Below are 12,857 nucleotides of genomic sequence, written 5' to 3'. Positions count from 1 at the left end.
GTAATTGGGAAAACTACATATTACCCATTACCTAATTTTGAATTTTTTAACTTTTTAACTAATTCTGGGGGTTTAAGTCCCTGACGCGGGGACACGGGGAAAATTAAGAATTACCTGTCACCTGTCACCTGTTCCCTGTTCCCTGTTCCCTGATTACGAATTATTTTAATCACCCTCACCGGCTTTCCAAGCAATATTTTGACTCGGTTTGGGATTTGGTAATTTCAGAGAAACCAAAGCTGCTGCTAAAACAAAAAACATGGATGTCCACAAACAACCTACTAAACCAAATAACTGATAAACCAAACCTGATAATACTGTACCTGCAAGACGACCACCAGAGTTAGCCATGTAGTAAAATCCAACATTTAAGGCTACTTTGTCATCATCGGTAAATGCTAACACTAAATAGGAATGAACAGCGGAATTGAAGGCAAATACAACACCAAAGATGAGGAGTCCACTAATAATTACTACATTAGCAGGTAAACCGATTTGGAGAGCAAGAGCGATCGCACAAGGAACAGCAGTTAAAGTAAAAGTCCAAAATTGAATCGTTTTAGATTGTGGTGGACGACCAGAACCAAACTTTTGCATCAAATTTGGGGCTAAAAATTGAATAATTCCATAACCGATTACCCAACAAGCCAAAAACCCTCCCACCTGATAAAAAGACCAACCTAAAGTCTCACGCAAAAACACCGGTAAAGCCACAACAAACCACACATCTCTCGAACCAAAAAGAAAGAATCTAGCCGCAGATAAAATATTAATTTCCTGACTTTTAGAAAACAATTGTCTAAACTTAACCTTCTTCTTAATTTTGCCCATTCCCTTTGGCAACATCAACCCAGTGAACATAATTAAAAATAGTCCACTAGCCATTATCAACAGAGAATTAACAAACCCAAATAAAGATAAAATCGCACTACCAACAAAAAAACCAACTCCCTTCAAAGCATTTTTAGAACCAGTTAAAACTGCCACCCATTTAAACAAAGAAGATTGAGCATCTTGAGGAACTACCAAACGAATAGCACTTTTAGTACTCATCTTGGTTAAATCTTTTGCAATTCCTGAAAAAGCCTGTGCAACCATCACATAGAGAACTGCAACCCACTGTACCCAATTAGGATTTAACCAAGACAACATCACCAGAGAGAAAATCTGTAACCCAATACCAGTGTAAAGAGTAACTTTCAATCCAAATTGTGAACCAATCCAACCACCTAAAAAATTTGTAACAATACCAAAAACCTCATAAAACAGAAACAGAGAAGCAATTTGTAGAGGTGTATAACCAATTTTATTAAAATAAAGCAACACCAACATTCGCAAAGCACCATCAGTAATGGTGAAACCCCAATAAGCCAAAGTAACTAAAGCGTAGTTCTTTAAATTAGCACTAGAACTTGTAGTAGAAGCCATAATTAAAAATTCACTAAAAAATTTACAATGCCAAATATTAAACTCTTACTCTTTGCGCCTCTGCGTGACGGACACTTTGCACAAGTCGGGAGACCCGCCCATGCAAGTGTCCTCCTCTGCGTGAAAAAATCCTTGTGGGGTAGAAACAAAATCTCACCCCTTTAAAACCATTATTTCTGCAAACTTAAAGCCACTTTTCGCGCTAATTCCACCATGCGGTTAGCATAACCCCATTCATTGTCATACCAAGCCAGGATTTTCACTTGAGTTTCATCTACAACCATTGTGGAAAGGGCATCAATAATTGAAGAACGAGGATCATCTTTATAATCAATTGACACTAAAGGACGTTCTTCATAACCCAAAATTCCTTTTAATGGTTCTTGTTCTGATGCCGTTTTCAACAAACCATTAATTTCTGCTATAGTTGTGGGGCGAACAACTTCAAATACACAATCTGTTAAAGAAGCATTTAACAAAGGTACACGCACTGCCAAACCATTCAATTTACCATTTAATTCTGGATAAATTAAACCAATAGCTGTTGCTGAACCAGTGCTAGTGGGAATTAATGACATACTTGTTGCCCTAGCGCGACGCAAATCTTTATGAGGTGCATCAACGATAGTTTGAGTATTAGTATTATCGTGAATTGTGGTAATTATTCCATGCTTAATTCCTAAGCCTTCATGAATTACTTTGACCACTGGGGCTAAACAGTTTGTAGTGCAAGAAGCTGCTGTTAATAGGTGATGTTGTTCAGGTTCATAAAGGTAATCATTTACCCCCATGACAATATTTAAAGCTTCTTCTTTTACTGGTGCAGCAACAATTACTTTCTGCACACCTCTTTTAAAATAATGTTCCAGGGAAGCGGGTGTTCTAAACTTACCAGAACATTCCAAAACTATATCAACACCAAAGTCTTCCCAAGGAACTTCACCTGGTAGAGAATATTCACTAAAAGTCAGGGGTTTACCATCAATCACAACTTGGTTTTCTACAGCTTCAACTTCCGGTGTCCAGCGTCCATGTACAGAATCAAATTTGAGCAGGTGCGCTGCTGCTTCTGCACCACCTTTAGTTTCATTAATATGCACAAATTCTAGTTCTTTCCAACCCCAAGCAGCCCGGAGATCAAGCCTTCCTATGCGACCAAATCCATTGATTCCTACACGAATTGCCATGTTAAAATTCCTTTTGTTTACGCAATAATTCTCCCAGTGTCAAGTCTAATTGCGACTTTCCAGCAAATACTGTTCCTATTTTGCCTTTGTATAAGTGAACGTAATCAAGTTTGTAAGCTTCCTCTGGTAAAGGAACATAGCCGACAGAAATAGCTGTAGTTGCTGCTTGTTTAATGTAGAAGTCTGCAAACTTATACACTACACTTTTATTTTTGCTAGACCAAAGATTGACATATATAAATAGAGGTCGAGAAAGTGGTTGATACTTGGCTTTTTCTACTGTTTCTCGTGATGGTAAAACAGCCCCTTTACCGTTATTAACTGCTACGACTTTTAATTTATCTTTGTTTTCTTCGTAGTAAGCATAGCCAAAGTAACCCAATGCATCAGGGTCTTTATTAATACCTGCAACTAACACTTCATCATCTTCGCTGGCTGTGTAATCTTTGCGGCTGGCTTTGGCTTTACCAACAACTGCTTCGGTAAAATAGTCAAAGGTTCCAGATTTATCGCCAGCACCGTATAATTTGATGGGGCGGTCTGGCCAAGAAGCGCGTACTTGGTTCCAACGGGTAATTTTTCCTTCAGCTTCTGGTTCCCATATCTTTTTTAGTTCGGCTACTGTGATGTCTTTTGCCCAGTTGTTTTGCGGGTTTACAGCTACCGTTAGGGCATCAAAGGCAATGGGTAATTCCATATAGGTTACGCCATTTTTTTTACAAGCTGCCATCTCTGTCTGGGTAATCGGCCGAGAGGCGTTACTAATGTCTGTTTCTCCAGTGCAGAAGTTTTCAAAACCTCCGCTAGTACCGGAAATATTGACTTTTACTTGGGCGTTATTTTTGGAGTCGGCTTGAAACTCTTTAGCGATCGCTTGGGTAATCGGATAAACTGTACTAGAACCATCTATTTTGATGATTGTGACCTTTGCTGAATCAGTAACTTGTGTTGCTTGTTGAGTTTGAATTGATGAGTTGGATGTACTTGCACAGCTAGTCACAAATGTAAACATCCCAACCGTTAAAGCCAATTTAGTTGCTGTTGCTTTCACTGACCGCACCTGTATTGCTGATACTAACAGTATTTCTCTATCATTTCAAAAAAAATTGATATGTCAACCACAAGGATAGCATTGTATATAAAAATTAATCAAAAAAACTTGATGTATTGGATAGGAGACTTATCGTCTTGATATTATCCAGCTTGTTAATCACAGCAAGAACGAGGTTTTGACATGATATGATTGAGGCGAAAATCTGCTAAATGTTGTTCTAAAACCAGAAATTGGGGCAAATTTAAACTGTAATAAATCCAGCGTCCTTCATGACGGGCATTAACTAAGCCAGCTTCTTTAAGATTTTTGAGATGAAAAGAAAGTTTTGACTGACTTATCTCTAAAGCATCACATAAATCACATACACAAAGTTCACGTTGACGTAGCAATTCTAGGACGCTAATTCTAATCGGGTCAGAGAGGGCATGAAAACCCGCTACAATTGAATTGTGAGTAGCAATTGGCATTATTTCAAATTAAAAATTAAAAATTGAAAATTGAAAATTGGGTGATTGGTAATTGGTAATTGGTGATTGGTAATTGGTGATTGGTAATTGGTAATTGGTAATTGGTAATTAGGGATTGGTGATTATGGGTAATTAAGTTATTCTTAATTTTCTCCGTGTCCCCGTGTCTCCGCGTCTCCGTGTCCCCGTGTCCCCATGTCTCCTCTGTTCCCTGTCACCTCAATTATGACGCAGAAACTACTGCTTCTGGTTGATAGCGAATTCCAGCTTCTTTGAATCTTTGTAAAGCTTCACCCAAGCGATCGCAATCGGCAATTAAACTAATTCTCACATAGCCTTCACCACCAACACCAAAAGCATTACCAGGAGTGACAACCACACCAGTTTGCTGCAAAATATTCAAAGCAAAGTCTGTGGAATTTATCCCTACAGGACATTTTACCCATAGATACATTGTCGCTTCGGTTTTGGGAATATTCCAACCCAATTTTCCTAAACCATCAATGAGAAAATCTCGACGGGTGCGGTAACGTTGTTGGACTTCATGTAAATAAGAATCAGGAAGTTGCAAAGCTGTTTCTGCTGCTGTTTGTAAAGCGGAAAAAATGCCATAATCCAAATTGGTTTTTAAAGTCCGTAAACCTTGGATCACATGACGATTTCCGACTACAAACCCCACACGCCAACCTGCCATATTATAGGTTTTGGAAAGGGTGTGAAATTCTACACCGATATCTTTTGCACCGGGAATTTCTAACAAGCTAGTGGGTTGATAACCATCAAAAGCTAATTCTGCATAACATAAATCATGGACTAAGAGGATTTCATACTTCCGCGCAAAAGCAACAATTTCTTCAAAGAATTCACGGGGGGCGGTGGCAGCGGTAGGATTACTAGGATAATTGAAATAGAGGATTTTGGCTTTTCTGGCCACTTCCTCAGGAATAGCAGCTAAATCAATTAACCAGTTATTTTCTTCTTTGAGAATTAAATTGTGGATAACTCCCCCAGCAATGATGGGGCCACGAAAGTGAACAGGATAGGATGGTGAAGGTACTAAAACAGTATCACCGGGATTGATGTAAGCGATCGCTAAATGTCCCAACCCTTCCTTAGAACCCAGCAGCGGTAAAGCCTCACTATCAGGATCAAGTACCACACCATAACGGCGATTGTACCATTTAGTAATTGCCTTGCGGAAACTCGCAGTCCCTTCAAATGGGGGATAACCGTGATTAGCCGGATTTTGCAAAGCTGCCATTGCGGCTTCTATTACAGGTTGGGGTGTGGGTCCATCAGGATTTCCCATACCCAAATCAATCAAATCTAGCCCTTGTTCTCTAGCCTTAGCCTTTAATTCGTCCAAACGGGCAAATACATAAGGTGGCAATTTTTGTATACGTGCTGCGGGAGTAATCCAACTCAAATTCATTCTATAACCTCGAAATAGGAAACAGGGGACTGGGGACTGGAGACTGGGAATAGATGAAAATTTTACCAATTACCAATTACCTATTACCAATTACCCATTTTTAATTTTTAATTGGTTTGGTGCAGTGGTAGAAACCATTGCGGCCATTAATTGTTCTAACGCCACATTAAATGGTAACCGGTGGATATCAGAATTCGGTTCTAAACTAGTTTCTGCTGCTGTTTGTAATTCGCCCAGAGTGATATTACCTAATCCCAAATCTGCTAATTTTTGGGGTAGTCCAATCTCTGCATAGAACTTCAACAATTGTTGTCTTGCTGATGCTGCTAATTGATTTCCCTGGATCATTTCTTCTAACCGCAATTGCACCAAGATGCCATAGGCGACTTTTTCCCCGTGAATGCTACCATGTCCAGCAATGTGAGTTAAGCCATTATGGACGGCATGGGCGGCAACTGTGCGACATTGTGCGCCACCAAGTCCACCAATTACACCAGCTAGTAAAACTGTTGCGTCTACAACTTCTTGCCAAACTTCGCTCCCGGTCGATTGTAAAGCAACGGCGGATTTTTGGAACAAAATATCTCGTAAAACCCGTGCTTGCTGGACTGCGGCAATAATTAGAGTTTCTTGTAAATGTCCACTACTAACTGATGCTTCATACCATTTAGCGATCGCATCCCCAATTCCTGCCACTAAAGTTCGTTGGGGTGCAGTCTGAATCAAATCATAATCCAAAATCAGCAAATCTGGACAGCGAGATAAAGCCACATCATACAAAAACGCCCCCGTTGCCGAATATACATTAGAAAGGGCAGTCCAAGCAGCACAGGTAGCCGCAGAGGTGGGAATTGTAACAACTGGTAACTTCAATTGATGGGCAACTAATTTAGCCGTATCTAGGGCTTTACCACCACCAACACCGACAATGATATCAGCCTTATGTTCCTTGGCGGCTTTGCGTAAAGCTTTCAGACTCGCTTCACAACAATCAACACCATAAGAAACTGAGACAGTATGTAATTCTTGGGATTGAAAAATAGGTTGTAAACTCTCTTGGCTAATATGGAGAGTATGGTTTCCTGACACAATAAACGGACGAGTTCCCAAACGAGCGACTTCAGACGCAACTGTGGACAACACACCCGCACCGCGAATTACTTTCCCAGGGGAAACAGTCAGGCTCAAAAATGAACTAGAGGTTTGAGTAGACAAAGTTTCAGTAGAATGTTGATTAGGCATGGTCACTATTTTGCCAAAAGTATTGATACTTCTTAATCAAATTTTAAAATAATCTTTATTGTATTATAGGTGACAAAAAAATTGTGTAATAGGGAAAAATATACAGCAAAATTCAGGAGTTAGAAGGCAGGGAGCAGGGTGCAGGGTGCAGGGTGCAGGGGGCAGGGAGCAGGGTGCAGGGTGCAGGGTGCAGGGTGCAGGGGGCAGGGTGCAGGGTGCAGGGGGAAAGAATTTGCCAATTACCAATTACCAATTACCAATTACCAATTACCAATTACCAATTACCAATTACCAATTACCAATTACCAATTACCAATTACCAATTACCAATTACCCATTCCCTATTCCCTATTCCCTATGAAGCTGTAGGTTTTGGTAATGAAGCAAACTTGTCTAAATAAACTTCAACTGCCATTTCTGGGTCTTCACGACTGGTTAGAGCGCGGTTTACTTGACCCAAGTACACGGGTATAGACAAACCTGGTTCTGGGTGGATAATGGTGCGGGCGCGGACTGTCAGTTGCTTGTTATTGCCGCTACCTAAGCGACCAGGAGAATAGAGATTACTAGCTGCTTGACGTAAAGTTGCTTCTAATTGCGTGGGGGTAATTTCCGGTGTGGTTGTAATTACTGCTTGGTTAGAACCGTTGTCATAAACTAGGGTGTATTTCACAGCACCCGGAATAACTGTGCGACTCAGAGGAACTAGGGAAAGTGAAAATAACCCCGCTGTTAGTACCAGCATAAAGCCTGTTGTTCCCACCAGTCGAAAGCGAAAGCCCCATTTGAACAGGAAAGCCAAGATTGTCAGGACTGCGAATACTATCGTCGCAATACCACACCATTGGGTGTATTGCAGAAAATTAGCTGTACTAGGCATAAGGTTTTAATTACGGACATACCCATTTTACCTACTGTTTACACACGTGAGAAGCAAGACAAGAGTTTTCGCAACGGTTAGCACTTCCATAACCAGGTGTTCCCTGTTAAGAGTTCCCTAACTAACAGCTTACGTTAAGGTACTAAAATATATTAGTGAAGAAGATTATTTTATTGATGTCCTCATGTAAATAGGAGGTTAGTATGACTAGCATTATATTGAAAAAATTGAACTTTATAGAATTTCTGGAACAGCACCCTGATGATGGTATTTATGAATTGGTAAATGGAGAGATTGTCAAAGTGGAAGCAATTAGAGCGCATAAAAATGTAGCTAGATTTTTAATGTTTGGTTTTAACGATGAAATTCGGCGCTTAGGACTTGATTATATTGTTGATAAAGATATAGTTATTAGAACCTGCACCAGCAATGGTGAACAAAGAGGAAGAAATCCAGATGTGAGTGTGGTAAGTGCATATTTATGGAATGCTAATGTGACTAATTACGGTGCTGTGATTGAAGCGATTCAACTAGCTGTAGAAGTAACATCAACTAATTGGGAAGATGATTATGTTGATAAATTAGAAGAATATGAAAATCTGGGAATTAAAGAATATTGGATTGTCGATTATTTAGCTATTGCTTCTAGGAGTTATTTAGGTAATCCCAAATTACCAACTGTGTTTGTTTATGAATTGATTAATGGCAAATATCAAGTCAAGGCATTTACAGGAAAAGATAAAATTATTTCTCCCACTTTTCCAGAGTTAAATATCACAGTTGAGCAGGTGATTAGTGCTAGTCAAATTCATAATTTGTGATATCTTAACCTTTTATAAATCATAATGATATTTACAAGACAGAATAATTAATATAGCATTTCCTAGTCTAATGAAGTACAAAATTATCTGCGTCCATTTGCGTCCATCTGCGTTTAATTATTTACGAAGTCGGCTGCGAGGAATGAAATGATATCTATTTTAATCTGTTAAATTCTGTTTATGACGTGATTGATATTGATAAATAACTCCGCATAATGCAGCGACAAATACCCAAGAGAGAGTATTTAACCTAATATCAAAAGTGGTGACATCAACAGTATTAAATAATATCCAGCCGATAAAGGTGATCAGATAACTAAAGAAGATTAATTTATTTTCTGGTTCTATAGATTTGGATTTCCATAAAAGTTGACTAGCGGCAATTATTATCCAAGCAAGTAAACCACAAAATAGCAAAGTTGTAATTAAACCAGTTTCCGCAGACAGCATTAAAAATAAGTTGTGGGGATGACCTAAATCAATTTGCATCTCTGCTTTGTAGAGTCCGCTAAAACTGCGTAAACCTGAACCAGTGAAAGGATGTTGTTGAGTTAAATTCCAGGCAAATTGCCATTGAGTTTTTCGCATCAATGCCACTGGTCTATCAGGATACATATCATCATTTAACCGCGCCCAAATCACGTAGGGAACGAAACTACGGAAAAATTGGGCAATCGGTGTAGGTGCAAAAGCTGCTAATAAAAAACTACTGGCAATACTGACAACAGCAGCAACAATTAATCGCCAACCTTTATATAAAGCATAGGCTAAACAAGCACTAATAGCGATAACCCAGCCGTTGCGAGAATTAGTTAAAATTAAGGCGATGAAATTGGCTAATACTGTAATTGTTAAGAAGATAATCAGACTATTTTTTTGCTTAAGTTTGTGATAGTTTTCTATCCATAAACCTAAACCCAAAATGAAAATAGTTACTAAATATGCGGCTAAAGTATTAGCGTGCATGAAGTTAGCCGCCATGCGTCCTGGTGGTAATCCTCCTGGTGCAACTATCCAATCTAAGACAATCCATAAAAACTGAACTTGGAAATTCCAACCGAAAAATAATTGCCCAAAGCCTATTATTAAAACCGGGACAGAACCAAACACCATGATCCAAGATATTTGTCGTAATTGGGCGGGTGTTTGAATGAGGGGAGTTAGTCCAGTAAAAAACAAAAAGAAGGGTACTAAATTGAATAAACCTAAAAAAGCCTCTAGTTTATGAGAGGCAAATCCGGTGGTAATGAGTAGTAATATACTCAAAAAAGCAAATCCCTTGTGAATTGGGCGATCGCTAATGATATGGTATTGTTTGCGCCAAGTGAGCAATGATGCCACAACTATAGAGATACCGCCCAAAAATGGACTAATTGGGAAAGATAGTAGTCCAAATTGTAGAAAATTCCAAGGGGTTTGTAATCGTGGGTTGGGATGATAAAAAGCCTTGTTCAAGCTGGCTCCCAACATTCTGCACGGGTGAGACGAATTTGCGCTAGGGTGAAGATAGTAGGAATAATTCGACCGTAGTTAGTTGCGATCGCTCTCCACCCCAAATCAGCCAAAAACCAAGTCCACATCATTGGCCCAACAATAGCAAATATGCTGCGAACTGCACCATAACGAGCCGCACTTACAGTCATACTCCGTCGCGCCATTTGGGCTGTTATATAGCTTTGAAACTGTTTGCTGGCTACTTCTGTTCCTGTAATTGCTGCTTGTTTAGCTACTTGATAAGTAGCAAAATGGAGAGCAAATTGTTTGGCAATTTGTTTGAGTACAAATGGTTGGATGACAGAAGTTACAGCTAAGGCGCTACCACCTTTAAAAATTAATCCTAAAGGATCTTTTTGTAATGACAGTGGTAATGGTTGTTTAAGTTCTGATGTTAAAAGCTGTTGCTGCACTTGTGTGGTTAATTTTTGCTGTTCTGGTTCTGGCAGCTTTTTCCAAACTTTTCCTAACAGGTGCAAAAATATTTCTGCTTCTAAATCAACTGTTGTTAAATTTTGATAATAGGCTATTTTCAGATACTTACAGACTTGAATTAATGTTTGTCGGTAAGTGACTTGGTAACTACGTCCCCGTAATACCGTCATCCCATCAGCTGCTAAAAAACGAAAGCGGTTTTCTATGGTGTCTAACCAAGCTTTGTGGTTTTGACTTTGCACCACGATGGGTTCTGGTGTGTGAACATAATCTAGGGGATTGAACTTACGACTAAACAGAATAGCTGTTAAGTCCTGTAGTTCCTCTTCGGTGGCTAACTCTAGTACTGGCCTCAGTTCATCCAATTTCTCATCCTCCTTTTTGTGCAGATTGTCTGTACCTTATTGTACTATCAGCTTTCGGCAGTCTTAAAATCAGGATGATCTAGCCTTTCCCATCCAAAATCTAAAATCCAAAAATAGTATGACTGATATTGCCATAATTGGTGCTGGGATATCCGGTTTAGTCTGCGCCCAGCAGTTACGTCAAGCTGGTTATTCCGTGGTGGTGGTAGAAAAGTCTCGTGGTGTGGGGGGAAGAGTCGCTACACGCCGTTTACAGGGAACCTGTGCTGATCATGGTGCTTGTTATATTCAGCCTCAAGGTGAATTATTGAGCAGGTTTGTGGAGATTTTGCGCGATCGCCATATTATCGAACTTTGGACAGATACCGTTGATAAATTCCAGGTAGACTCAGGACTCAGGACACAAAAGCCCGGATTATACTATGTTGCACCAGCGGGAATGAGTGCGATAGCGAAAGCGCTGACTCCAGATTTAGAAATTTTATTCCATCAACGTGCGATCGCTCTTAACACCACCCCAGAAAATACATGGCGGATCACCCTAGAATCGAATCAAGCCGAATTAACCGCCAAAGCCGTAGTAGTCGCTATCCCCTCACCCCAAGCTTGGGATCTATTAGCACCCTTAGAAAAAACTATATTAGATGTTGAATTTTTAGATCGCCTGGGTTCTGTCCAATTTGACCCTTCTATTAGTGTGATGATGGGATATCCTGCCCATTCCCAACCCCTTCCCAACTGGAAAGCTTTAACTTTTGTTGATCATGCAGATTTAGGATGGATGGGATTCGATAGTAGCAAGCGTCTCCAATCAGAACAACCTCATTTTGTACTGCAAAGTAGTGCCAAACTTGCCCAAACTCATCTAGAAACCCCAGATTTACAACCAGTAGGACAATATATGTTGGAGAAAGCTGCTGAATCTTTAGCGCTTCCCTGGCTGAAAAATCCTGAATGGATGCAAATACATCGCTGGCGTTATGCCTTTCCTCGTCTCCCTTTAGATGTAACTTGTTTATCTGCCAATACTTCCCCACCTTTAGTTTGCTGTGGTGATTGGTGTGGAGGGAATCTAGTAGCAGGAGCAATGCTCTCTGGACTTGCAGCTGCTGGTGAAATTGATCATCAACTAGATCATCTACTCCTAGAGAATGTCAATTTTTTAGACCTTTTGGAGGATGTCTGATTACTTATAGCCATCCTGGGGGAGGTTGTGAAGACCTTTTAGGTTGGGTTAGACATGATAATTAACTGATAACGCTCATCGATAAATCACCAAATCGCGTCGTCACCCAACATCCACTTCCACAAGTATAACTAATCAACCGAATTTGACATCAATAATTGATCCCCAATAGCTTATGCTGCGTTTTATGTAGATTTTTGCCAAATTATTGTAAATTGGGAATAATTAGTTTTAAAGCTACAGAATGTCACCAATTGATTAGTCTCTTGAGTTTTTTTAGATATTTTATACTCTCATTTCAGTATAAATTAAAACTAAAATTCAGCAAAGATTAACAATATCATATTTCGTCAGGATCAAATAGTTGATTAGGGGTGTGGAGTCTGATCCCGAAACTGCCTCTAACTGCTTATCATTACAAAATCTACATTCAGATAACTTTTTTGTAGCACCAATCATTGACTCGATTAAAAAGGAGAGCATAAATTATGAAAACCGCAGTCAAGTTAACACACAAATCAGTCATCGGCGAAATTGAAAGTGTTTTAGATACATATCCATACCAACCCTATCAACAAGTTTTTGCCATACCGGATTTACGCCAAGAGCTAATTTCCTTTGTTATCAATCGGCTTCCTGGATTTTACAGCGAAACTTCTGATAGTCAAACTACCCTAGCTGATGATAAAAAAGATAGCTGTTTAAATTACAAGTTATCTCGTAATCCTTTAGAACAACAATTACACCTCCAAAATTTGATTCACCAAGGCATTTTCTCGATTATCCAAGAAAAAGGAGATTCGATTAGTCATCAACTGTGTGAAACTGTTCAATTAGGTTGTCAACCTTCTCACTGGTTTGGTTGA

General features: G+C 39.5%; 13 protein-coding genes. 4 read left to right on the top strand and 9 right to left on the bottom strand.

The features are described from left to right. Nucleotides 1-165 precede the first annotated feature (165 nt). The 6 genes from arsJ to H6G68_RS02180 all read right to left on the bottom strand — a co-directional run bounded on the left by arsJ (nt 166) and on the right by H6G68_RS02180 (nt 6,810). On the bottom strand, nt 166-1,428 hold the full coding sequence (gene arsJ, locus H6G68_RS02205; RefSeq protein ID WP_190905151.1) for an organoarsenical effux MFS transporter ArsJ: 1,263 nt from the start codon (nt 1,426-1,428) through the stop codon (nt 166-168). A gap of 170 nt (nt 1,429-1,598) precedes the next feature. Further along, nucleotides 1,599-2,615, bottom strand: coding sequence for an ArsJ-associated glyceraldehyde-3-phosphate dehydrogenase (locus tag H6G68_RS02200; RefSeq protein WP_190905150.1), 1,017 nt, complete (start codon nt 2,613-2,615; stop codon nt 1,599-1,601). Between the two features lies 1 nt (nt 2,616). After that, the gene (locus tag H6G68_RS02195; RefSeq protein WP_190905149.1) at nt 2,617-3,666 is read right to left on the bottom strand and encodes a phosphate ABC transporter substrate-binding protein PstS family protein; all 1,050 of its coding nucleotides are present in this window, start codon (nt 3,664-3,666) and stop codon (nt 2,617-2,619) included. A gap of 155 nt (nt 3,667-3,821) precedes the next feature. Next, entirely contained in the window at nt 3,822-4,136 is a 315-nt protein-coding gene (locus tag H6G68_RS02190; protein ID WP_190905148.1) for an ArsR/SmtB family transcription factor, read from the bottom strand. 223 nt (nt 4,137-4,359) lie between these two features. Then, nucleotides 4,360-5,568 (bottom strand): aspartate aminotransferase, encoded by a 1,209-nt coding sequence (locus tag H6G68_RS02185; RefSeq protein ID WP_190905147.1) that lies wholly within the window; start codon nt 5,566-5,568, stop codon nt 4,360-4,362. Between the two features lie 90 nt (nt 5,569-5,658). Next, entirely contained in the window at nt 5,659-6,810 is a 1,152-nt protein-coding gene (locus H6G68_RS02180) for an iron-containing alcohol dehydrogenase family protein (RefSeq protein ID WP_190905146.1), read from the bottom strand. Between the two features lie 232 nt (nt 6,811-7,042). Here H6G68_RS02180 and H6G68_RS02175 point away from each other — a divergent pair, with 232 nt between their 5' ends. Next, nucleotides 7,043-7,171 (top strand): alpha/beta hydrolase, encoded by a 129-nt coding sequence (locus H6G68_RS02175; protein WP_190905145.1) that lies wholly within the window; start codon nt 7,043-7,045, stop codon nt 7,169-7,171. Here H6G68_RS02175 and H6G68_RS02170 read toward each other — a convergent pair. Continuing rightward, nucleotides 7,166-7,690 carry a Ycf51 family protein gene (locus tag H6G68_RS02170; protein WP_190905144.1) on the bottom strand — a complete coding sequence of 175 codons (525 nt, stop codon included), beginning with the start codon at nt 7,688-7,690 and terminating at the stop codon, nt 7,166-7,168. The genes H6G68_RS02175 and H6G68_RS02170 overlap by 6 nt on opposite strands. 203 nt (nt 7,691-7,893) lie before the next feature. Here H6G68_RS02170 and H6G68_RS02165 point away from each other — a divergent pair, with 203 nt between their 5' ends. Continuing rightward, nucleotides 7,894-8,511, top strand: a complete 618-nt coding sequence (locus tag H6G68_RS02165; protein WP_190905143.1) for a Uma2 family endonuclease — start codon at nt 7,894-7,896, stop codon at nt 8,509-8,511. Nucleotides 8,512-8,670: 159 nt separating this feature from the next. Here the strand turns inward: H6G68_RS02165 and H6G68_RS02160 are convergent, their stop codons facing one another. After that, on the bottom strand, nt 8,671-9,981 hold the full coding sequence (locus H6G68_RS02160; RefSeq protein WP_190905142.1) for an O-antigen ligase family protein: 1,311 nt from the start codon (nt 9,979-9,981) through the stop codon (nt 8,671-8,673). Beyond that, nucleotides 9,963-10,805, bottom strand: coding sequence for a YaaW family protein (locus H6G68_RS02155; protein WP_190905141.1), 843 nt, complete (start codon nt 10,803-10,805; stop codon nt 9,963-9,965). The genes H6G68_RS02160 and H6G68_RS02155 overlap by 19 nt, the downstream gene beginning before the upstream one ends. Nucleotides 10,806-10,923: 118 nt before the next feature. Between H6G68_RS02155 and H6G68_RS02150 the strand changes: the two genes are divergently transcribed. Together H6G68_RS02150 and H6G68_RS02145 are read left to right on the top strand one after the other, a co-directional pair. Then, on the top strand, nt 10,924-11,991 hold the full coding sequence (locus H6G68_RS02150; RefSeq protein WP_190905140.1) for an NAD(P)/FAD-dependent oxidoreductase: 1,068 nt from the start codon (nt 10,924-10,926) through the stop codon (nt 11,989-11,991). 488 nt (nt 11,992-12,479) lie between these two features. Then, a complete protein-coding gene (locus tag H6G68_RS02145; protein ID WP_190905139.1) occupies nt 12,480-12,857 on the top strand; it encodes a hypothetical protein in 378 nt (125 codons plus the stop codon).

Origin of the sequence: Anabaena catenula FACHB-362 (assembly GCF_014698735.1) — a bacterium.
Taxonomy (GTDB): Bacteria; Cyanobacteriota; Cyanobacteriia; order Cyanobacteriales; family Nostocaceae; genus Anabaena; species Anabaena variabilis_A.
The sequence above is the reverse complement of the archived record's forward strand: the minus strand, read 5'-3'. Positions and strand labels throughout refer to the sequence as shown.